Annotated in this window: 19 protein-coding genes and 1 tRNA gene; 10 read left to right on the forward strand and 10 right to left on the reverse strand. The window is 48.9% G+C overall.

Annotated features, from left to right (window positions below; all coding sequences use genetic code 11):
* Nucleotides 1-63 precede the first annotated feature (63 nt).
* Nucleotides 64-147 (forward strand) — tRNA-Leu (locus JHJ32_RS15860).
* A gap of 220 nt (nucleotides 148-367) precedes the next feature.
* On the opposite strand, the gene JHJ32_RS15865 is transcribed toward JHJ32_RS15860, so the two are convergent.
* Entirely contained in the window at nucleotides 368-1,315 is a 948-nt protein-coding gene (locus JHJ32_RS15865; RefSeq protein ID WP_200121606.1) for a hypothetical protein, read from the reverse strand.
* 368 nt (nucleotides 1,316-1,683) lie between these two features.
* On the opposite strand from JHJ32_RS15865, the gene JHJ32_RS15870 reads away from it, so the two are divergent.
* Nucleotides 1,684-2,244 (forward strand): YeeE/YedE family protein, encoded by a 561-nt coding sequence (locus JHJ32_RS15870; protein WP_200121607.1) that lies wholly within the window; start codon nucleotides 1,684-1,686, stop codon nucleotides 2,242-2,244.
* Nucleotides 2,245-2,246: 2 nt separating this feature from the next.
* Nucleotides 2,247-2,747, forward strand: a complete 501-nt coding sequence (locus JHJ32_RS15875) for a DUF6691 family protein (protein ID WP_200121608.1) — start codon at nucleotides 2,247-2,249, stop codon at nucleotides 2,745-2,747.
* An 8-nt stretch (nucleotides 2,748-2,755) separates the two neighbouring features.
* On the opposite strand, the gene JHJ32_RS15880 is transcribed toward JHJ32_RS15875, so the two are convergent.
* Complete coding sequence (locus JHJ32_RS15880) at nucleotides 2,756-3,052, reverse strand: DUF202 domain-containing protein (RefSeq protein ID WP_200121609.1); 297 nt, start codon at nucleotides 3,050-3,052, stop codon at nucleotides 2,756-2,758.
* 242 nt (nucleotides 3,053-3,294) lie between these two features.
* Here JHJ32_RS15880 and trxA point away from each other — a divergent pair, with 242 nt between their 5' ends.
* Together trxA and JHJ32_RS15890 are read left to right on the forward strand one after the other, a co-directional pair.
* The gene (gene trxA / locus JHJ32_RS15885) at nucleotides 3,295-3,591 is read left to right on the forward strand and encodes a thioredoxin (RefSeq protein WP_200121610.1); all 297 of its coding nucleotides are present in this window, start codon (nucleotides 3,295-3,297) and stop codon (nucleotides 3,589-3,591) included.
* Between the two features lie 15 nt (nucleotides 3,592-3,606).
* Nucleotides 3,607-4,005: a rhodanese-like domain-containing protein gene (locus tag JHJ32_RS15890; RefSeq protein ID WP_200121611.1), complete on the forward strand. Its 399-nt coding sequence runs from the start codon at nucleotides 3,607-3,609 to the stop codon at nucleotides 4,003-4,005.
* Between the two features lie 34 nt (nucleotides 4,006-4,039).
* On the opposite strand, the gene JHJ32_RS15895 is transcribed toward JHJ32_RS15890, so the two are convergent.
* The 6 genes from JHJ32_RS15895 to JHJ32_RS15920 all read right to left on the reverse strand — a co-directional run bounded on the left by JHJ32_RS15895 (nucleotide 4,040) and on the right by JHJ32_RS15920 (nucleotide 12,009).
* Nucleotides 4,040-4,528: a DinB family protein gene (locus JHJ32_RS15895; RefSeq protein WP_200121612.1), complete on the reverse strand. Its 489-nt coding sequence runs from the start codon at nucleotides 4,526-4,528 to the stop codon at nucleotides 4,040-4,042.
* Between the two features lie 5 nt (nucleotides 4,529-4,533).
* Nucleotides 4,534-5,715: an RsmB/NOP family class I SAM-dependent RNA methyltransferase gene (locus JHJ32_RS15900; RefSeq protein WP_200121613.1), complete on the reverse strand. Its 1,182-nt coding sequence runs from the start codon at nucleotides 5,713-5,715 to the stop codon at nucleotides 4,534-4,536.
* 12 nt (nucleotides 5,716-5,727) lie between these two features.
* On the reverse strand, nucleotides 5,728-6,993 hold the full coding sequence (locus JHJ32_RS15905) for a hypothetical protein (protein ID WP_200121614.1): 1,266 nt from the start codon (nucleotides 6,991-6,993) through the stop codon (nucleotides 5,728-5,730).
* Nucleotides 6,950-8,500 carry a glutamine-hydrolyzing GMP synthase gene (gene guaA, locus JHJ32_RS15910; protein ID WP_200121615.1) on the reverse strand — a complete coding sequence of 517 codons (1,551 nt, stop codon included), beginning with the start codon at nucleotides 8,498-8,500 and terminating at the stop codon, nucleotides 6,950-6,952. Before guaA ends, JHJ32_RS15905 begins: the two co-directional genes overlap by 44 nt.
* 270 nt (nucleotides 8,501-8,770) lie before the next feature.
* Complete coding sequence (gene fbaA, locus JHJ32_RS15915) at nucleotides 8,771-9,850, reverse strand: class II fructose-bisphosphate aldolase (protein ID WP_200121616.1); 1,080 nt, start codon at nucleotides 9,848-9,850, stop codon at nucleotides 8,771-8,773.
* An 86-nt stretch (nucleotides 9,851-9,936) separates the two neighbouring features.
* Nucleotides 9,937-12,009: a TonB-dependent receptor gene (locus JHJ32_RS15920; RefSeq protein ID WP_233632700.1), complete on the reverse strand. Its 2,073-nt coding sequence runs from the start codon at nucleotides 12,007-12,009 to the stop codon at nucleotides 9,937-9,939.
* Between the two features lie 139 nt (nucleotides 12,010-12,148).
* Here JHJ32_RS15920 and JHJ32_RS15925 point away from each other — a divergent pair, with 139 nt between their 5' ends.
* Nucleotides 12,149-12,811 (forward strand): hypothetical protein, encoded by a 663-nt coding sequence (locus JHJ32_RS15925; protein WP_233632701.1) that lies wholly within the window; start codon nucleotides 12,149-12,151, stop codon nucleotides 12,809-12,811.
* A 7-nt stretch (nucleotides 12,812-12,818) separates the two neighbouring features.
* On the opposite strand, the gene JHJ32_RS15930 is transcribed toward JHJ32_RS15925, so the two are convergent.
* Together JHJ32_RS15930 and JHJ32_RS15935 are read right to left on the reverse strand one after the other, a co-directional pair.
* Nucleotides 12,819-13,736: a TIGR01777 family oxidoreductase gene (locus JHJ32_RS15930; protein WP_200121618.1), complete on the reverse strand. Its 918-nt coding sequence runs from the start codon at nucleotides 13,734-13,736 to the stop codon at nucleotides 12,819-12,821.
* Nucleotides 13,737-13,765: 29 nt separating this feature from the next.
* Nucleotides 13,766-14,638, reverse strand: coding sequence for a hypothetical protein (locus JHJ32_RS15935; protein ID WP_200121619.1), 873 nt, complete (start codon nucleotides 14,636-14,638; stop codon nucleotides 13,766-13,768).
* A 222-nt stretch (nucleotides 14,639-14,860) separates the two neighbouring features.
* On the opposite strand from JHJ32_RS15935, the gene JHJ32_RS15940 reads away from it, so the two are divergent.
* From JHJ32_RS15940 to JHJ32_RS15955, 4 genes are all read left to right on the forward strand, one after another.
* Nucleotides 14,861-16,108 (forward strand): DASH family cryptochrome, encoded by a 1,248-nt coding sequence (locus JHJ32_RS15940; protein WP_200121620.1) that lies wholly within the window; start codon nucleotides 14,861-14,863, stop codon nucleotides 16,106-16,108.
* 126 nt (nucleotides 16,109-16,234) lie between these two features.
* Nucleotides 16,235-19,030 (forward strand): 2-oxoglutarate dehydrogenase E1 component, encoded by a 2,796-nt coding sequence (locus JHJ32_RS15945; protein ID WP_200121621.1) that lies wholly within the window; start codon nucleotides 16,235-16,237, stop codon nucleotides 19,028-19,030.
* 26 nt (nucleotides 19,031-19,056) lie between these two features.
* A complete protein-coding gene (odhB, locus tag JHJ32_RS15950) occupies nucleotides 19,057-20,316 on the forward strand; it encodes a 2-oxoglutarate dehydrogenase complex dihydrolipoyllysine-residue succinyltransferase (protein WP_200121622.1) in 1,260 nt (419 codons plus the stop codon).
* A gap of 199 nt (nucleotides 20,317-20,515) precedes the next feature.
* Nucleotides 20,516-20,911 (forward strand): GtrA family protein, encoded by a 396-nt coding sequence (locus JHJ32_RS15955; protein ID WP_200121623.1) that lies wholly within the window; start codon nucleotides 20,516-20,518, stop codon nucleotides 20,909-20,911.
* Nucleotides 20,912-20,915 lie beyond the last annotated feature (4 nt).

The raw sequence follows: 20,915 nt of genomic DNA on the forward strand, positions 1-20,915 counted from the left end.
TTTATTATCCGCTAAAAGTATATATTTGCAGTCCCAAACTAATCGTGGTTTGGGACTTTGCCCGCCCGGATGGCGAAATTGGTAAACGTTGCGGTCTCAGAAGCCGTTGGGAGCAGTCCCTTGAGAGTTCGAGTCTCTCTCCGGGCACGGAAAAAAGCGTGATTCTATATCAGAATCGCGCTTTTTTTATCATGAAAAAAAATCCCACCAAAAGTCCCGCCGAAAAAAGTGCGGATTGGGGACATGATAAAATCTATACGACATCGATGGAAAAACTAATGGAGAAAAGAAAATGAATAGGAATTTCCACCACAAACCAAAATCCCCGTTATAAAACCGCCATATATAACCGGAACAATTCAGGAGTTTAACGTATCTCCCTGATTTCATAAATACCGGTTGGGCTGGTTTCGAGCCATTTACCAAGGACTTGCTTGGATTCACCTGTTCGGTTATTGGTCATGATCAATTTATAAGACACAGCTCGTCTGCGCGTTTCGACATCGGCCGCATATATGGATTGCCCAGCTGGTGCCAATATCGTAACGGCAGCACCCGTCCCATACGGCTGATTGGAAATAGCTCCGTAAACCTCCTTATGATCAGAAAGCTGAATTTCGCCATCGACGATATCGGATGGTACGGGGACTTTGACCGAGTCTCCTGCCAACCAGACAAAGGCGTGCGGGTCGTCGCTTAAAAAATTGGAATTGATAACCACATCCGGCCCGTTAAATGGCGAAATCTCGACCGGTCTCGCTTCAAGAAGGTTGAATTGATATTGGACGATCTGCTTTCGAACATAAATGGAATCCCCGTCTCCGTCTTCCAAATTCAAAAAATACACAATGCTATCAAAGCTGTATCCTGCCGACTGGGGTTGGCTAATGACGATTTCTCGCGTTTCGCTACCGTTGCTGACCACGATAACAAAATTAAGTGGCTGCCTTAAGCCATTTTCCTGCAACGACACGTTGATAGTGCCAGGTGTCTCGTGCGTGATACGGAATCCACTGTACGGTCCGGATGAAGCCAATGCGCCTAATCCAGCCAACTCCAAAAGTTGATTCCGTTGGATAATTTTGCCATCGAGTGCATATATGTCGCCAAACATCCGCAGGTTACCATTGTTATTGACGACGCGGGTGATCTGCCAATCGCCCTCCCCCAGCTCCACCGTCGATTCTCCACCCTCCCCGGCAATCTCAAGCTGTAAAGTGTCGGGTTCGGTTTCGAGCATCGCCGTTTTTTGGCAGGAACTTAGCACGAGCGCAATGAGTAATACGGGAGTTAACCTGATGTAATATTGTTTCATAGCAAAACGAATAGGACTACAATTATCAAACTTAAGCAAACCAAGGTAATACTTGAATGAATGGTAAATCTACCTTATTTTTTATTGAATCACAAAAAAGGCTTGCCTAGTATACCCCCGGCTCAAATACCACAAGGTGGATACCGCTCCATGATTTTCAGCTCCATCCTGCTCGCGGTGGATATATGCACGCAAGAGGATATTAAATCGCATCGAAATAAAAGGACGTATTAAAACTATCAAAGAATCAGGTAAATTTGCAATAAGCGATTATGTTTGTCCGGGTACAATATGATAACCGCGTTAAAATCAAAAACAGCAAATCGGGCATTGAAAATGCGCTTTTATGCTCGGTAACTAAAAAGTATATGATCGATTTTATTAAACAACCCTGGCCATGGTACATAGCCGGCCCCCTGGTAGGATTAGTTGTTCCTGCCCTTTTGATACTTGGAAATAAACACTTCGGCATTTCTGCGAATTTCCGCCATATATGCGCGGCATGTTTTCCGTCGGGCATTAAGTTCTTTAACTATGACTACAAAAAAGAGCTATGGAACCTCATTTTTGTAGCTGGCGCATTCGGCGGCGGTGTGATTGCCAGCTTGTGGTTGGCCAATCCAAACCCCGTCGTGGTCGATCCGGCTTTGGCCGAAGAGCTTGCAGGATATGGCATCAGCGACTATTCGAATATGGTGCCCCAGGAGCTATATAACTGGGAGTACTTACTTTCAGTGAAAGGCATTATCCTGATGGTTGGCGGTGGCTTCCTTGTCGGGTTCGGTTCCCGTTATGCGGGTGGATGCACCAGCGGACATGCCATCATGGGACTGAGCACATTGCAATGGCCTTCTTTGGTGGCCACGGTATGCTTCATGGCTGGTGGCTTTTTAATGGCGAATGTACTACTTCCCTTTATTTTAGGATAATCATGAACAATTCAAACGTTCCAAACACGGATTTTGAGGTACGCACACAGGATACGATGTACGTCAATGAATCGCAATTGCAGCACAAAGGATACCACAACATCAGGTACCTTATCGTGGGTATCCTGTTCGGCATTATATTCGTAAAGGCGGAGATCATCAGCTGGTTCCGCATCCAGGAAATGTTCCGCCTGCAATCGTTTCACATGTATGGCATCATTGGATCGGCCGTCATCGTGGGCACACTTTCGGTGTGGTTGATCAAGAAATTTAATATCAAAACCATCTACGGTGAACCCATTACCTTCTCGCCAAAGCAGTTTAATAAAGGACAGATTTATGGTGGACTGCTATTCGGACTGGGCTGGGGGCTTACAGGCGCCTGTCCAGGGCCGTTATTCGTCCAAATTGGCACAGGGGCAACCGTAGTGGCCGTTGCTTTATTGAGTGCGATAGCGGGTACTTGGGTATACGGCAAAGTGAGGGACAGACTACCGCATTGACACAAACATCAGTTGTCCTGTCTTTCGTAATCAAGCTTGTAGTCACCGATGTGCTTTTCACTTCGCGCGATTTTCTTCTTGTGGACGAAGTAATTAACTACGCCGACGATCAGCACCGTAATGGAAATAGCGAAAAAAACATATTCATAGATATGACCGCCGGGGACGTCAAGCAAGCGATCTATGGAAATACCGGCTATCGCAAAATACATGGCTGTGCGCAGGAAAGACAGGAATGTCGACTGGTTAGCCAGTATCGTGCGTTGCAAGGCAAGTCGTTCGCGTAAAATCAGATCCTTATTCATCAAACTAACACTTGCGGATGCGACAGTTGCACACATACACAAATTCACCGGTAAAGATAAGGAGTATCGCTGATAATTTAAATTTAGAAGTGTATCCAAACCTGTTCCTGCAATCAACAAAATTATCCATATTTGTAGGGTTAACAGTACAGGCATGTATCAACTGCCATATACGGGAAAGCCATATGGAATCATAAAAACAATCGGAAAAAAAACAGGTTGACTACAAGGAGATGTAAGCAATGAGTACATTCAATGAATTGATAAACGGCAAAAAGCCTGTATTAGTGGATTTTTTTGCCACATGGTGCGGCCCCTGCCAAACGCAGGCACCCATACTTGAAGAAGTAAAACAACGGATTGGCGATGCAGCATCTATCATCAAGGTAGATGTGGATAAAAACCCGCAGGTCGCTACCAAATACCAAATCCGCGGGGTGCCCACGCTGATATTGTTTAAAAACGGCGCCATCAAATGGCGGCAGTCGGGCGTTTTTCCGGCGAATGAACTGGAGCGACTGCTGAAGGAAAACGTATAAACAAGCTTTGTAACTATGATTTGGAGACGAAACATCGCGTTGATAGGACTGCTGCTTGTAATCGGCATTACGGGATATGCTCAGTCACCCGATACCATACAAACCATCCCTGCTGCGGAGTTCGCATCGCTGATCGATAGCTTCCCCCACGCACAACGGGTAGATGTACGCACAAAAAAAGAATACCAGCAAGGCCATATCGAAGGTTTTACCAATCGCGATGTGCTCCGCGAAAAGCGCTTCAAAAGACAAGTAGCTAAGCTGGATCGGAACAAGCCAGTGTTCCTCTATTGCAGAAGTGGCAAGCGAAGCCACCATGCCGCCCAATTACTCAACGAAATGGGTTTTGTCCAGGTAATTGAGCTGGATGGAGGTTATCTGGCATGGCAGGAAATCCGGAAAGAATGTCTATAAGCGCCTCACCAGCTCCTCTTGAATATAGTGCGAATTACCTTATCATGTCTGTATCTACCGGCGTGTAACCCAAGTGCCTGCTCATCGACAAAACTTGTCCTTTGTGATGATATTCGTGGGTGATAACATGGGTAAACAATGCCAACGGTGTGAAGTTCCGTAACTCGCCGTTAACTTGCCCTTCGATTGTACGCATATCGCTTTCGCTGATGATATTGATAAACTCGTTCACAAAGTCGTCGACGGTACTGAACAAGCCAGCGACAGCATAAGTATCGACAAAAGCGTCCTGGGCCGAATAAGCAATATCTTTTTTCAGGGTAAAGCGGGCAATCCAGTGTTCGTAAACATTGGCAATATGCACCAACGTATTTCTGATGCTCCCACCATGGCCGAATGAAACAACTTGCTTGACAAAATCTGCTGCATGCAGTGTACCGCAATAATCTAGCAGCACGCGTCTGGAACTTCTTACCAGGTCATACTGTTCACAAAACAGGTTCTTTTGTCTTATTTTATTCATAAACTTTACAACGCTACCAGCCGTGCCACAAACATACTGTCTGCCCGATGATGATAACCCCGCAGGATTTCCATATGTTCAAGATGAAGCGAATGATGCGCCAATAAATGCTGCACGACATGCTCATTTTCGTCAGCAAATACCGAACAAGTGATGTAAATTAGTGGCTTACCAGGCTTCAGGTGTTTCACTACTTGCCCGGCGATTTGACGCTGCAACGCACTGAAACGCTGGATGCTCCCCGCCTGGAAAGCGGTAATCATCTCAGGAGTCCGCCCCCACGTACCCGATCCGGAACACGGTACATCGAGGATAATACCGTCAAACTGCTCCTGTCCAAGTATTGCGGTTGTATTCCCTTTGCTGAGATCGATGATTTTCTGCCGGTACGATTTAATGCCCGCGGCCTGAAAGCGCTCATCGAGGTTGCGCAGGATACTCCCGCGGATGTCAGACACCAGGAGTCGCACGCCGGGGTAGTTGTCTAACAACAGGAGCGACTTCCCTCCTGCCCCCGCACAGGCATCCCACCAGCTTTCGCCGGCAGATGCCCTGAAAAACCGGCCGGTTTCCTGGGACGAGTAGTCCTGCACTTCGTACTTACCGGCGATACCGGCGACACGTGCCAATGCGGTACCATTAGGTAATGCAACGGTAGCCGTTCCGAAGCTTCGGTGATCGATACCTTCTCGTTCCAACGCAGCAAGTACCTCGGCCTGGGTATGCGGACGCAACCGGAGAAAAAGGGCCGGCTGTTCAAACAAACTGGTGACGAATCTATGTGGGTCAATACCCGTTGATAAGTGCTCGCGGAAAGGAAAGACGTCTGCCAGACGGAAGGACGTATGCTGCTCCAACAGAAATATCTTTTCTTCCAAAGAACTACGAATAGCCGGGTAAAGCGCCGGCAATAACTGCTCGGCAACGGCACTTTCGTCGCTGCATAAAAACTCAGCGATGGCCAGCCGTAAAGAGGTTTCGGATTGAAGGGCCGCGTTGCCTAAGCGGAAATAGTGGTAAGCTAAGCGGGAAGCCGCACGCCTGTCCTTACTTCCCATCTCGGGATGCTGTTTATAATATCCTGTAAGGAATCGGGCCAACGGCAATCCCATGCGCTCCTGCCGGAATGCCGACAATAGCCGGTCAACTGTACGGATTTGCTGATTTGTCCGTTTCTCCGTAGACATTGCGGCACAACGTTATTTCAGCGGCCGGAAATCGCCGTCCCGGTACTGCAGGATTGCTATCGCATTGTTTACATAGCCCCAGGATGGGTTATACTCAAATTTAAATGCATTGTGCAACCCGACGTATTCTTCCTGAACGATGTGCTCTTTATATCCGGCGCCATATTTAGCCAACAACCCGCCGAAATAATAGGCAGCGTCGTACCCCTTGTAGGCAAATTCGGTGGGTGCTATCCCGAATTCCTGCTGATATCGCAGACCAAATCTGCGGACGTCCGATGCCTGGCTATCGATATAGTATGACGTGGTGATGGCAGCTTGAAAGTTGCTCAATCCGTCATGTTCATCAAACGCCAATTTGGACCAGTTGGGGTGTCCAAACAAATTAATCCGATAAGAAAGCTCATCCTGCAATTTGTGCAAATGCGCGATAATCGGCGAAATCTGGTATTTATTCGCGGTGCCCAAAACCACCAGGTTTTTTCCCGAAAGGTGGATGTTGCTTTCCAAGCTTGCTTCATCCTGCACTTCGACCACCTTAGCATTTTTTTTGACACGCTGTATCGCTGCTTTAAGGGGCGATAAAAACTGCCGGCTTGCCGCATCCTGTGTGTTATAAAGTACAATGACATCGCCAGTCTGGTATTGCCCCGCGATGTGCGCGGCCAAGGCACGTACGTGTGCCGTAATCGGTGCGGTGATGGTCACCAAATTGGGCAGGTTAAACTCAGAGGGCATGCTGGCCGCCAACGGCGAAATCTGCAACGCGTCTGACAACCCGGCATTGAAGCCAAAGACTTGTATTTCTTTTGGATACACAGGACCCACGACCAACGCGGCATCCTGCACTTCTTCCAGCTTCGCAATGCGGGCGTTTTCATTGGCGTCGTCCCGCGTGTCCAACACATCCAGCCTGAAATTGACCCCTTGCTCGGCAAGTGCATCCAAGCCTAATTTAAAGCCCTGAAAAAAATCCAGCGCTAACGCGGACCGTTTAATATCTTCGGCACTTGGTGCATGCGGATTGGCCTTGTTCAATTCAAAAGGCAACAGCAGCGCAATCCGCTTTACATCCACTTTTTCCGCGTCGGTGACGGCTTTGTCCGCTTCCTTTTTATCCTTATCAGCAGGTGTGTCGGTCTTAGGGGGAGCACTGCTTCCCGAGCCACGCAGTACGCGCACTTTGGGCGTACATCCCATGATGAACAGTGCTATCACAATGCCAATGAGATATTTATTCCCACTCGATGGTAGCCGGAGGCTTCGAACTGATATCATATACAACTCTGTTTATCCCCTTTACATGATTGATTATCTCATTTGATATTTTTGCCAGCAAATCATACGGCAAATGTACCCAATCCGCCGTCATGCCATCCAGCGAGCCGACCGCGCGAAGTGCCACAACGTGCTCGTACGTACGCTCGTCTCCCATGACACCCACCGACTGCACGGGCAGAAAGATGGCACCGGCTTGCCAAACCTGATCATACCAGCCGGACTCGCGCAGGTTGCGGATATAGATATCATCAGCTTCCTGCAATATCCGTACCTTTTCGGGCGTGATTTCGCCTAATATCCGTATCGCAAGCCCGGGGCCCGGGAAAGGATGCCGGCCTAATATATTTGGTGCGACGCCAAGCGCCTTGCCCACCCTGCGCACTTCGTCTTTGAAAAGTGTATTCAAGGGCTCCACCACCTTTAGCTTCATAAAGTCAGGCAGACCGCCAACGTTGTGGTGGGATTTGATGGTGGCGGAAGGTCCTTTCACCGAGATGGATTCAATGACGTCGGGATAAATGGTTCCCTGGCCAAGCCATTTTACTTCCACGCCTTCAGGTAGTTCGGCCTGCACCGCATGGGCAGCCTCGTCAAACTCATCGATAAATGCAGCACCGATGACCTTACGCTTTTGCTCCGGCTCACTTACACCGGCCAGCTTTTTGTAAAACCGTTCTTTGGCGTTGACACCTTTGATATTGAGCCCCATATGCTGGTAAGATTCCAACACCTGCTCATACTCATTTTTGCGCAGCAGCCCGTGATCGACAAAAATGCAATGCAGATTTTTACCGATGGCCTGGTGCAGCAATACAGCAGCTACGGTAGAATCCACGCCGCCCGACAGGGCCATGATGACATGGTCATTACCCAGTTTTTCCTTCAGCGCCGCGACTGTCGTCTCGACAAATGCATCGGCCGTCCACGACGGTGTACAACCGCAAATATCGATGACAAAATTCTTCAGCAACGTCGTGCCGTCTGTACTATGAGTCACCTCAGGATGGAATTGTATGCCGTAAGTCTGGCTGCCTTTGATGTGGTAAGCGGCTACCTTCACCTTATCCGTACTGGCAATCACCTCGAACTCCTCGGGGATAGCCGAAATGGTGTCGCCATGGGACATCCACACCTGCGAATCTATCGGGATATCCGCCAGCAACGGATTGCCGTGATCCACGAAATGAAGATTCGCACGCCCATATTCACGGATGGTGGATGCGATGACTTCACCGCCAGAATGCTGGGCGATATACTGTGCACCATAGCAAACGCCCAATACCGGAAAGCGGGCCTGCAATGCGCGGAAATCAACTTGCGGTGCGTCATCCTGACGCACCGAATAGGGACTTCCGGAAAGAATAACGCCTTTTACGGTTTCGTCGAAATCAGGCAGATGGTTATACGGATGAATCTCACAATACACATTCAGCTCCCGTACCCGGCGTGCGATCAATTGGGTATATTGGGAGCCGAAATCAAGGATAATGATCTTTTCTGGCATGGGCCAAAGGTACGGATTAGCACTGAGATTTGCGGTATCCCGCTTCGATTTGGTAAAATCTTTATCAACGTCAATCCATGACTGCCCGAACTTTAAAGTGAAATGTGCCTGTTACATATTTCCCTTTCTCCGTGCCTGCAGATTTAATCAACGTTATTTTCAGTACCTGCCGCATTGTCGTCAAATGCCGAACAATCGAATCGTTTAAATAAAAAACCCTTGTCCTACATAAGCGTGAGACAAGGGCTGTTATGCGGGTTGGGCGAAAAGCTACAGCTTGCTGTTTACATCCAACGCATTCAATTCTTCAAAGGCCTGCGTAAGGCGTTTCACGAAGCTCTCTTCTCCCTTACGCAACCATACGCGGGGGTCATAGTATTTTTTGTTGGGGGAATCCGGTCCTTCCGGATTGCCAATCTGGTCTTGCAGGTAGCCTTCTTTGGATTGGTAATACCCCCGTATACCGTCCCAGAAAGCCCATTGCATATCGGTATCGATGTTCATCTTGATGGCACCGTATGAAATGGCCTCGGTAATTTCTTCGGGCGCAGAGCCTGAACCGCCGTGGAAAACAAAGTTGACCGGCTTTTCGGCCGACAGGCCAAACTTATTGCGGATATATTCCTGTGAATTGTGCAGGATGACAGGCTGCAATTTCACGTTACCGGGTTTGTATACGCCGTGTACGTTGCCAAACGCTGCGGCGACCGTAAACTTATCACTTACTTTGCTCAGTTCTTCGTATGCATACGCAACTTCCTCTGGTTGTGTGTACAGCTTTGAACTATCAACATCTGTGTTGTCCACGCCGTCTTCCTCGCCTCCTGTTACACCGAGTTCGATTTCTACGGTCATACCAAGAGGCTTCATCCGCTCCAGGTATTTCTTCGATAGCTCGATATTCTCCTCAATAGGCTCCTCAGACAAGTCGAGCATGTGTGACGAAAATAACGGTTTGCCATATTGCTTGAAAAAGCGCTCACCGTGGTCAAGCAAGCCATCGATCCAGGGAAGCAGTTTTTTTGCCGCATGATCTGTATGAAGAATAACGGCCACACCATAATGCTCGGCCAGTAAGTGGACGTGCTGTGCCGCCGAAACCGCGCCCAGTATGCAAGCGTTCAATCCGTCATTGTTTAAGGTTTTTCCGGCAAAAAATTGGGCACCGCCATTGGACAATTGGATTATTACCGGAGAATTGACCGCTTTGGCGGTTTCCATCACGGCATTGATAGAATTGGTACCGATTACGTTGACAGCTGGCAACGCAAACTGATGAGCCTTAGCTACCTCAAAAAGTTCTTGTACGGCATCACCGGTGACAACTCCTTTAAAATCTTTCAAACTCATGGTATTATTTTATTTTTTTATGGCTTCGAAAGTAGGGATAATTTTTTTAAATACGTAATTCCGTTGTCTTTCTGTGCGGCTTTCGCTCAATAACGCAGGGCTATCCCGCCATAAAAATTCCGTGTTGGGGCAGCGTTGAAAAAGCGGCCGCCGAACGCATTGATATCATTGCCAAGGCTATATTTTTGGTTCAGTAAGTTATCGCCGCCAACAAACACCTGGAATCTCAATTTCCGGTTCAGTGCGGTGTCCCAGCTTACTTTAGCCTGCAAGAGGTGATACGCGTCTGCAAATACGGTATTGGCGTCATTCAACGGGATGGATGCCGTGTAATTATGCATGATATAGCCGCTGATTCCCAATGGAAACTGCGCCAATATGCTGCTGACCACCGTACTGGCTGGTACGCCTGTGAGTTTGTTGCCAGTAAAATTGTCGTCTCCCACCCGGTAGTCGCCAAAACGGAACCTGCTCAATGTAAGGTTGGTTCCCACCTGTAAGCCGCGCAAGCCGCCCTGATAGCGGGGTTCCACAGCCCATAGTACAGCCGAAAGTTCGGCGCCCCGTTGATCGACCTCGCCGGCATTGTCGAAAAACTCCGCACCTGTCTCCCGCAACTGACGGATAATTGCATCATCCATGCGGTAATAAAATAGTGAGCCATCCACAAAAGCCCGGCGATTGCTGGTCTGCCAACGGAAACCGACCTCATAGTTCCAGCCGGTTTCCGCCCGTAATGCCGTATTGATGATGTTATCCGATGGCCGTATTTCAGCAATTGTGGGCGGCGAATACCCACGCGAAACAGACAGCCGACTGGCCAACCGCGGCGTGATCAGATAGGATAGCGCCACCCGTGGCATCCATGCCGCGTCAAATTGCCGATCATTGAATGAAGATTCATTTCCTGGAAAAATAGATTGATACCGATAGCGGTAATCATTAAGGCTGAGCGCGGCTTCCATCGTCAGTCGGCTGCGTACGTCGGCGCTAAGGCGCACGAAGTAAAAGTGCTGTTGGCTCTTCAAGGCATCGATGGCCTGTTCATCGCCGCGCATGCCACCATGGTTATCGTAGTTGGCGATATCTGTACCGCCATGCTGCCATTCGAGCCCAGCATTGAATCGCCAGGAAAAGGTCTCCGGATCGCCATCAGCATAATCGATATAAGTCCGTAGCCCGATGTTGTATTCATCCCGGATTTCATAATTGGTGATAAACGGGTTGCTAAAATCGGTATGCGTACCGAAAATGCTGGCCACATGCCTGAGCTTCGCGCTGATTTGTGCCTCATGCACGATTCCGCCTACCAACGTTTTATTGACAATGCCGGCCTGTTGTTCCAATGCGCCGGGTATTGCCGGCGTGGCCGGACGGGCCAGCCTCGGATCTTCATGGTATTGCGCCTCCGTCAATCCCCCCGGGGTGCGGTATCGCAAGTCAGAATACAAGGCAATCAAACGCAATTCATTGGCCGGCGTATAGTTCCATCGTTGTACGGTCTGAAAGGCAGCCCGTTTCATCGACGAATTTTGGCGGTACCCGTCTGCACGCTGGTAGGCCTGGCTGAACCCAAACCGGTACGTCGATGATGGGCGGAGCTCGGTTGTCAGTTGTTCTTGAAACAGCCCGAACGAACCTCCGTTGATACGCAGCGAGGCCCGATCGCCAGCTTCATTGGACATGCCCACTGGCCTGATGAGTACGACACCGCCCGAATTGGCACCAAAAAGGCTTCCATCGGGCCCTTTCAAAACCGCTATACGATCCACACCGTCCGCATCCAACAGGTTTAAATAGGTATTCCCCCCCGCGTCGGTAAGCGGTATTTCATCCAGGTACACTTTCACATTCCGCACACCGAACGGCGATCGCAATAAGCTGCCCCGAAGCGAAAGCCGGTAACTGCCCGGTGAACGTTCCTCCATCCGGACGCCCGGCACCATATTGAAAGCCGGCAGCAAGGTGTGGCCGCTCTGTTGTTCAAGTGTACTGCGGCTGACGACCCCCGCCGAAGCGGTAAGCCGCAACAACGGCTGCTCAACAAAATATGCCCGTACCGTTACTTCCTCAAGGTGGGTTGTGGTGTCTTGGGCTGACCAGGCGAAAACTGGCAACGAAAACGCAATGAAAACAAAGGTGATGGCACGTATCATCATGGGTATCCAAAGTTTGGACGAAGTTAATCATTATGCACACATCATGTACGTGTGCTGCCGTTTGTAACATGAATTAAACTTTATTTCGCGAAAATGGTCTAATCAATAAGCACACATCGGAATGGAGGGAAAGATAATCATGAGAACAATCCTTGCTTTTATCTTAATCGGCAGTACAATTGCCGCGTTCGCACAGCGGACAGAAGATACTACACGTCAAAATAAGACCATACATATATCGAAGCTGGAGATCGGCAAGAAGAAAAAAGAGGTGTTTACAGGAAGGGATTCGTCGTTGATTGTGCGTATCGACACGTTGATCATGAACGATCGCAGTCAGTTGGTGTTTTACGGCAAAAAGGACGTAGCGCTTCACGTAGCGCACGCGGAGATAGGCAAACGCGCCTACATATTCGGCACCGATGGCAAAAACAACGGCACCGATTTTGACATCGATATGCGGCTGGAAAAACTGGGTGCATTGTATGTTTTAGCCGGAGGCCATGACGCCAATAACAATGGGTCGCGCACGTTTCCAAACGGGAATGGCGGCCATGTAAATTTCACCTACGACAGCACGGGCATCGTGCCGCAGACAGGCGATAAAAAAGCGTCCCACTACCTGCAAATTGATACCCGTGCGGGTGGATATCGTGTTAATCCGCAGAATGACCTCAACAACATCTATAGCCTGATTAATCTGGGCGTGCGGGGAAGGCCGCTGGGCAACCTGGCACAGGGTACGGTATATTCGGGCTCTCCCGGACGAGACGGCAAAAGTACCGTGAAGGCAAGGGAGTAACGGTAGCTTATCGCTTACCGCTTAGCGCCTTTACTGCTCCTCCGATTTCGGGATACGTAAAGCGGAACCCCGCATTGCGGATTTTTTCGACCGACAGCCGGGCACTGCTGAGCAACATCTCGCTCATTTGGCCTAAAACTGCTTTCAGGATGCCGCGGGGAATGTTAGGTAGCCACAGCGGTCTCCCCTGTTGCTTCGCGATGAGGCGAATAAACGCCGAGAACGTAGCGGGTTCAGGCGCTGCCATGTTATAAACGCCCTGTATCCCCGGATGTTCGAGGGCGAAAATATACATCGCCACGGCGTCATCAATGTGTATCCATGGCATCCATTGTTTACCCGTGCCGGGCACCGCTCCCAAACCCGCGTTTACAAAACCGACGAGTTTGCGGTATATGCCGCCATCGTATGACAATACAACCCCGCTTCTTAATGAAACCGCCCGTATTCCCTGGTGGCGCCCTTTGCTCACCGCCCGCTCCCATTCCAAACACGTCTGTCCGAGGACATCGTTAGCGGGGGCAATATCCTCGCTTATCCATCTATCCCCCATGTCGCCATAATAACCTGAAGCAGATGCGGATACAACGGTCCTGATCTCGTGCCCGATTTGCTTTTTCAGCAAGTCATACAGCAACACGATACTGTGTGTCCGGCTTTCCAGGATTGCCCGTTTCCGTTTGTTGCTCCAGGGTTGCGCGATGTTCTCACCGGCCAGGTGGATGATAGCTTGCGCTCCATCGACGCAGCGCGCGTCCACTTCGCCCGCCGAGATATCCCATTCGTAAACCCGCACATCCGGCAAACCGGAAGGCTGCTTCTGCCTACTTAGTACATTGACCGCATAACCACGGCGGACCAATGCTGCTACCAGCGCCCGGCCCACCAAACCACTTGCTCCAGTGACCAACACACGTTTTTCCATAATCAAGCCAGTTAAAGTGCAAACAAAGCCTATGGCAAGCCCAGCGCATAGCGGAGCGATGCACTGAACGGTGCCAACTTCACCGGATAGAGCCGGTTCAGACCGTTATTCAATGCCACTAAATCCCTCCCCATATAAACGATAAATGCGGCCGTAACGTCTTGTTCAAACTTATAGATATGCCGCCCCAAAAAAACCGACATGGGCACGCCCAATCTCGGCAATGCCCACACTTTCTTTTTTAACTTGGCTACGTCTAAGTAACGTTCAAAAGCGTCTTTGTAGGTCATGACTTCCGGCCCTCCCACATCAAAGGTCTGCCCATAGGCATCGGGGTCGAGCAGCATCTTATTGAAATAGGCACATACATCCAATAAATGAATGGGCTGGCAACGGCTCGTGGCAAATTCTTTGGGAAGAACCACCAGTTTTTGCTTCGCCAGATTCGACATGATATTCATCAATGCAGAACCTTTACCTATAATATTACTGATCCGTACCACGGTGTAGTCCAATCCGCTTTTGCTGATATACGACTTAATCTTGCTGACGCTCTCGTCGGCAAGCTTGGTCACATAAATCAAATGCCGGCAGGTCGTAAGCTTTAGCGCGCTGACGTATTTCTGCAACGCAATTAACTCCATTTCCAGCCGGATGTCAATTTCGTTTACCGGCGATTGGTTAAAATACAACGCCACTTGGGTTTCTTTATCCAACCCTGCGGGCAGTGTACCCCGGAATAAATCGCCTTCAATCAAATTGATGCCATACCGCTCAGGTACGTGCTTATAAAAAAACTTCTTACTCCTAATCAGGCACGTCACCTGATGTTCCTCTTCGGCAAGGCATACGGCTATATTTCTCGCTAAATAATTATTAAGGCCGGTTATCAGGACTTTCATACGCTATTTATACCACTTAGGCGGGTTGGCTATTTTTATAGCAACTACAATTGAAACCAGTTTATGTTTCCGGTTGTGGATAATTTTGTGCAAATTTAACATTTCTCCTTGTTTATAAAACGAATTGTGGTTTTATTGTCAATATTCCGTTGCTGGCCGTATAGATTATGGCGATAATAAACAATAAAGCCTATATTTGTAGAATTTAATCTCCTTTGAAGCATGGACAACAGGACAATTTTGGTTTGGTTCAGAAATGATTTACGCATTCATGATAATGAAATTCTACTCCGCGCAATCGAACGTAGCCAACGCATTGTACCTGTTTATTGTTTTGATCCGCGTTACTTTACTTCTACCAAATACGGTACCAAAAAAACCGGCGTGTTGCGCGCCGCATTTTTACGTGAAAATGTCCTGGCCTTACAGCAAATGCTTCAGCAGTTAGGGGGCGATCTGATTATCGCCCATGGCTATCCCGAAGTGGTGCTGCCTCAAATTGCCGAGAAATACCAAGTCGATGAAGTTTATCACCATCGGGAGGTGGCTTACGAGGAAACGCACATCTCCGCCCTGGTGGAGGAAGCATTGTGGAAAATGCAGATCAATCTACGTCATTTTATCGGCCACACATTATACCATAAAGAAGACTTACCTTTTCCGATTAAAGACATTCCGGATGCTTTTGCGGTTTTCAAAAAAAAGACCGAACGGGAAAGCGCCATCAGGCCTCAACTGGGTAATCCCGATGCGGTACGCGTGCCTGAAGGGCTGGACACCGGCCGCCTCCCGGACCTGACGGAGCTCGGTTTTGATGAAGAAGAGATTCGACAGGCCTCCCAGCTAACGTTTAAGGGAGGTGAGTCCGTTGCATTGAAGCAAATGCATACCTATTTATATGATCAGCCGGCGCAGCCCGACTTTTCGCGCTTATCGCCCTACATTGCTGTCGGCGCATTATCACCTAATACCTTGTACCATGCAGCGAAAGAAGCGGAACACGCAATGGCGAAAAAACGGGTTGAACAAATTATACTTCGGTTATTGTGGCGCGACTATTACCGGTTTATGTTCAAGAAACACGGCAACCGCTTTTTTCAGATCGACGGCCTGACCGGCCATTCGCCGGAAATGCTTGAAGATGACGGGGCTTCTTTTGAGCAATGGAAAGCTGGAAACACGGGGAATCCTGCTGTGGATAAGGGTATACGCCAATTGAATGATACAGGACATATTCCCTATAATTATCGGATTATCGTCGCAGCCTATCTCATCCAGGAGCTGAAAGTCAATTGGCTTAAAGGCGCGGCCTGGTTTGAGGAAAAGCTCCTTGATTACGGGCCGTCCAATAACTATGGCAACTGGGCGCACCTCGCCGGGGTCGGAAGCAGCATGAAAGACAACAAGCCGATAGACGTTAAAAAGTTGACCGCGCAACTTCATCCGAAGGAGGCATTCGCTTTTGAATGATAAATCTCCAAGTCAAATCGTAAAAATCCTATTATTACTAAAATTTGGCTATAAAATTGTGGGATATTGCTATGGTAAACAATTTAATAATTATAACTTTGACGCATTATTGCATTAAACAACTAAATGGACAAGCTTTCTTATCTTAGTAACGCAGATTCGGCCTATATCGACTCGTTATACAGAGCATATAAAGAAGATCCCAATTCGATTGATTTTGGCTGGCAAAAATTCTTCGAAGGTTTTGATTTCGGCCAAAACGGTACCGCCTCAACCACCGACACCACGCCTGATCATGTGCTGAAGGAAATCAATGTGCTGAACATGATTAACGGCTACAGGGACCGCGGTCACTTATTTACCGAAACCAATCCGGTACGTCAACGCAGAAAATATTACCCGGGCAAAGAATTGGAAACATTCGGCTTAAGTGAAGCCGATATGGATACCGTATTTAACGCGGGTGTGGAAGTAGGGCTGGGCCCAGCTAAATTGCGTGATATACGCCAGCTGATTGAAGACACATACTGCCGCTCCATCGGTGCGGAGTTTAAATATATCCGCAGTCCGGAAAAAATAAAGTGGTTGCAGGACCGTATGGAAGGTGAGCGCAATACCCCCAATTTTCCGATCGAGAAGAAAAAAAGGATATTGAAAAAGCTCAACGAGGCCGTAGTATTTGAAAGTTTCCTCGGCACCAAGTTCCTCGGCCAAAAGCGTTTCTCGCTGGAAGGCGCCGAAAGCTTGATCCCAGCCCTGGATTCGGTCATCGAGAAAGGCGCAGAGCTCGGTATCCGGGAGTTCGTGATTGGTATGGCACACCGTGGCCGCCTCAACGTGTTGACCAATATCCTGGGTAAATCATATGAAAGTGTCTTTTCTGAATTTGAAGGCAAAACGTATGCTGAAGAGGCAGAACAGGATTTTGGCGGGGATGTCAAATATCACCTGGGATACTCGACAGACATCACCACGGATAATGGTTCCAGCGTTCATTTGAGCTTGGTACCTAACCCGTCTCACCTGGAAACGGTGGATCCGGTTGTCGAAGGCATTGTGCGCTCAAAGATTGACATGAAATATGAAGGGGATGCTACGCGTATCGCGCCGATACTCATTCATGGCGATGCGGCGATAGCGGGGCAAGGTATAGTGTACGAAGTTATCCAGATGTCAAAACTAGAAGGCTTCCGCACAGGGGGCACCATCCATATTGTCGTCAATAACCAAGTAGGCTTCACCACAAATTTCAAGGATGGACGCTCGTCGACTTATTGCACGGACATTGCCAAGGTAACGTTATCTCCGGTATTTCATGTCAACGGGGACGATGTCGAAGCACTGGTCTATGCGATAAATATGGCCGTCGAATACCGCCAGAAGTATCATACCGATGTGTTCATCGACTTGCTGTGCTACCGAAGGTATGGACATAATGAGGCCGATGAGCCGAAATTTACGCAGCCACTGCTTTATAAGGCTATTGAAAAACATCCCAGCCCGCGTGAGATCTACAACAAAAAGCTGCTTGAGCAAGGGAGCGTAGATGCCAACTTGGCCAAGGAAATGGAAAAGGATTTCCGGAAACTCCTACAAGCACGTCTGGACGAGTCAAAAGAAGAAGAAAATCTGACACAAGACAACCCGATGTATTCGGGCGCGTGGAAAGGGCTCCGTAAAGCAAAATATGAAGATATTTTTGTACCTGCCCAAACCGGGGTTGACGAAAAGGCATTCCTGAGCCTTGCGAAAGCCATCAGTACGCTGCCAAAAGACAAAAAGTTTTTCCGTAAAATATCGCGCCTCTTTGAAGAACGGCTCAAAATGGTTGAAAACAAAACCTTCGATTGGGCAATGGGTGAGCTGATGGCCTATGCCACACTACTCAACGAAGGGGCACGCGTACGGGTTAGCGGGCAAGACGTGGAACGTGGTACATTCTCCCATCGCCACGCGGTGCTGACGCTGGAAGACTCCGAGGAAGAATATATCCCGTTGCAGCAAATTACCGGCGGTGAGCGGTTCAATATCTACAACTCGCACCTGTCGGAATATGGCGTACTGGGATTCGAATATGGCTATGCACTGGCCAATCCGCAATCACTGACCATTTGGGAAGCACAGTTTGGGGATTTCTACAATGGGGCACAGATCATCGTGGACCAATACATCTCCAGCGCTGAAACCAAATGGCGGCGCTCCAACGGCTTGGTAATGCTCCTGCCGCATGGGCTGGAAGGGCAAGGCCCGGAGCACTCTTCGGCTCGCATCGAGCGGTTTTTGGAGCTTTGTGCCGAAAACAACATGCAAATCGTGAACTGTACCACACCGGCAAATTTTTTCCATGTCCTACGCAGACAACTTAAGCGCGACTTCCGGAAACCGCTCGTTGCCTTCACCCCCAAAAGCCTGCTTCGCCATCCAAAGGTCGTAAGCAACATCGCGGAGTTCACGACGAAATCCCAGTTCCAAGAGGTGATTGATGATAGTTTCGTAAAATCTGCAGATGTAAAACGGGTGCTTTTCTGCTCCGGCAAGATCTACTATGATTTGCTTGAAAAACAGCAGGCAGATAGCCGCAAGGACGTAGCAATCGTTCGGGTAGAGCAACTTTACCCCACGCCGATGGATAAACTGCGTGCAGTACGGAATAAATACAAGAATGCCAAAGAGTTCCTCTGGGTACAGGAAGAACCGGAAAACATGGGCGCATGGCCTTATATTTGCCGCAAATTCAGGAATCGGAACATTTCGTTGGAGGTTATTTCCCGTAAGGAAAGCAGCAGCACGGCTACGGGATACGCCAAACAGCATATCACCCAGCAACTGGCCGTGGTAGGCAGGGCGTTTGAAGATAAGGCAGGACCGGAAGTGAAAGAGAAAGTGAAAACCAATGTCAAAGTTGCGTCTAAGGTAGATTGATCCAAGCACTTAACACAGTCAAACATATGAGCGTAGAAATAAAAGTACCGACCGTAGGCGAATCCATTTCAGAAGTGACCTTATCCCAATGGCTAAAGCAGGATGGCGACTACGTAGAAATGGATGAGAACATCGCCGAATTGGAATCGGACAAGGCCACATTTGAGCTGCCGGCAGAAAAGGCTGGTATTTTGAGAATAGTAGCCCAGGAAGGTGATACCCTGGAAATCGGCGCCTTGGTGGCCACGATTGAGGAAGGAGAAGCTTCCGCTGCCAGCGGCGACAAAAAAGCGGATACGCAGGAGCCGGCCAAAACGGCGGACAACAGTCCATCTGATAATGCACCGGCCGCGCAATCCGACGGTGAGGTGAGCTATGCCGCGGGAACGGCTTCCCCCGCTGCGGCAAAAATCCTCAGGGAAAAAGGTATCGACCCCGCCTCCATAACGGGTACGGGCAAAGATGGCCGTATAACCAAAGAAGATGCCGAGAAGGCTCAAGTGAAGTCGGAGGCTCCCAAAGCGAAACCGACGGAAGCCGGTAAGCCGGCAGCAGCCACCGAAACGCCTAAGGCTGCCAGCGGTGCGAGAAATGAGCGGCGCGAAAAAATGTCCTCGTTGCGTAAAACCATTGCCAAACGATTGGTGGCTGTAAAAAATGAAACCGCCATGCTCACCACCTTCAATGAGGTGAACATGAAGCCTATCATGGATTTACGGGCCAAATACAAGGAAGTATTCAAAGAAAAACATGGTGTTGGCCTCGGCTTTATGTCCTTCTTCACAAAGGCGGTATGCACCGCGTTGAAAGAATGGAGCGCCGTAAATGCACGCATTGAAGGCGACGAAATTGTATACAGCGATTTTGTCGATGTCTCCATCGCCGTATCGGCGCCCAAAGGACTTGTGGTACCTGTCATCCGGAATGCAGACACCTTGTCCCTTCATGAAATTGAAAAGGCTGTGGTGGAACTGGCTACCAAAGCACGCGACAACAAACTGTCTATCGAAGAGATGACCGGAGGTACCTTTACCATTACCAACGGTGGGGTATTTGGCTCCATGATGTCTACGCCCATCATTAACGCCCCTCAATCGGCCATCCTCGGCATGCACAATATTATCGAACGCCCCGTTGCCGAAAACGGGCAGGTCGTCATCCGGCCGATGATGTACATCGCCCTGTCGTATGACCACCGGATTATCGATGGCCGTGAGTCGGTCAGCTTTCTCGTGCGGGTCAAGCAGCTGCTTGAAGACCCGGCAAGGCTCTTGCTGGAGGTCTAACGGCCACCCGCAGACCGTACCGGTTCGGAAATCATCATTGCGCTATTGGAAAGAAGTTCCTTTAGCGCTTTTTTTTTGAGCTTACCCGAGTTGCGCGTTTCGCAGGTGCTTGAATGCCCATGCATGGCGGCGACGCTGATGACAATAAACATTTGTAAAAAAAAGCAAGTTTATCTATGTTTGGCAAAACTTTGCCCATATGGTGTTCGATTCCGAGTTTTTCGCCAAATTCCTGCGATTTGGTATCGTTGGTTTATCCGGTGTTGTAGTCGATTTTGGTGTTACATGGACCTGCAAAGAAAAACTACGCTTCCATAAGTACATTGCCAATTCACTTGGTTTCTGCGTGGCAACGGTAAGCAATTACCTCTTCAATAAATATTGGACATTTAAAGTGATAAGTAACCAAGGCATGTTCCTGGAGTTCTCTAAGTTTCTGGGATTCGCGCTGGTTGGGTTGTTAATCAACAACTTGGTGGTCATTATCTTACACGGAAAATCAAAACTCAATTTTTATCTTTCCAAACTTATCGCCATTGCCATCGTGTCGATATGGAATTTTTTAGGCAATTATATTTATACTTTTTCAGCTTAATTTA

It is taken from the genome of Parapedobacter sp. ISTM3, from assembly GCF_016533505.1.
In the GTDB taxonomy this organism is placed as follows: Bacteria; Bacteroidota; Bacteroidia; order Sphingobacteriales; family Sphingobacteriaceae; genus Parapedobacter; species Parapedobacter luteus.

Excerpts from the sequence above, each read along its gene's own strand:
- JHJ32_RS15865 (WP_200121606.1), bottom strand. The coding sequence starts at position 1,315 with ATGAAACAATATTACATCAGGTTAACTCCCGTATTACTCATTGCGCTC.
- JHJ32_RS15870 (WP_200121607.1), top strand. The coding sequence starts at position 1,684 with ATGATCGATTTTATTAAACAACCCTGGCCATGGTACATAGCCGGCCCC.
- JHJ32_RS15875 (WP_200121608.1), top strand. The coding sequence starts at position 2,247 with ATGAACAATTCAAACGTTCCAAACACGGATTTTGAGGTACGCACACAG.
- JHJ32_RS15880 (WP_200121609.1), bottom strand. The coding sequence starts at position 3,052 with ATGAATAAGGATCTGATTTTACGCGAACGACTTGCCTTGCAACGCACG.
- trxA (WP_200121610.1), top strand. The coding sequence starts at position 3,295 with ATGAGTACATTCAATGAATTGATAAACGGCAAAAAGCCTGTATTAGTG.
- JHJ32_RS15890 (WP_200121611.1), top strand. The coding sequence starts at position 3,607 with ATGATTTGGAGACGAAACATCGCGTTGATAGGACTGCTGCTTGTAATC.
- JHJ32_RS15895 (WP_200121612.1), bottom strand. The coding sequence starts at position 4,528 with ATGAATAAAATAAGACAAAAGAACCTGTTTTGTGAACAGTATGACCTG.
- JHJ32_RS15900 (WP_200121613.1), bottom strand. The coding sequence starts at position 5,715 with ATGTCTACGGAGAAACGGACAAATCAGCAAATCCGTACAGTTGACCGG.
- JHJ32_RS15905 (WP_200121614.1), bottom strand. The coding sequence starts at position 6,993 with ATGATATCAGTTCGAAGCCTCCGGCTACCATCGAGTGGGAATAAATAT.
- guaA (WP_200121615.1), bottom strand. The coding sequence starts at position 8,500 with ATGCCAGAAAAGATCATTATCCTTGATTTCGGCTCCCAATATACCCAA.
- fbaA (WP_200121616.1), bottom strand. The coding sequence starts at position 9,850 with ATGAGTTTGAAAGATTTTAAAGGAGTTGTCACCGGTGATGCCGTACAA.
- JHJ32_RS15920 (WP_233632700.1), bottom strand. The coding sequence starts at position 12,009 with ATGATGATACGTGCCATCACCTTTGTTTTCATTGCGTTTTCGTTGCCA.
- JHJ32_RS15925 (WP_233632701.1), top strand. The coding sequence starts at position 12,149 with ATGAGAACAATCCTTGCTTTTATCTTAATCGGCAGTACAATTGCCGCG.
- JHJ32_RS15930 (WP_200121618.1), bottom strand. The coding sequence starts at position 13,736 with ATGGAAAAACGTGTGTTGGTCACTGGAGCAAGTGGTTTGGTGGGCCGG.
- JHJ32_RS15935 (WP_200121619.1), bottom strand. The coding sequence starts at position 14,638 with ATGAAAGTCCTGATAACCGGCCTTAATAATTATTTAGCGAGAAATATA.
- JHJ32_RS15940 (WP_200121620.1), top strand. The coding sequence starts at position 14,861 with ATGGACAACAGGACAATTTTGGTTTGGTTCAGAAATGATTTACGCATT.
- JHJ32_RS15945 (WP_200121621.1), top strand. The coding sequence starts at position 16,235 with ATGGACAAGCTTTCTTATCTTAGTAACGCAGATTCGGCCTATATCGAC.
- odhB (WP_200121622.1), top strand. The coding sequence starts at position 19,057 with ATGAGCGTAGAAATAAAAGTACCGACCGTAGGCGAATCCATTTCAGAA.
- JHJ32_RS15955 (WP_200121623.1), top strand. The coding sequence starts at position 20,516 with ATGGTGTTCGATTCCGAGTTTTTCGCCAAATTCCTGCGATTTGGTATC.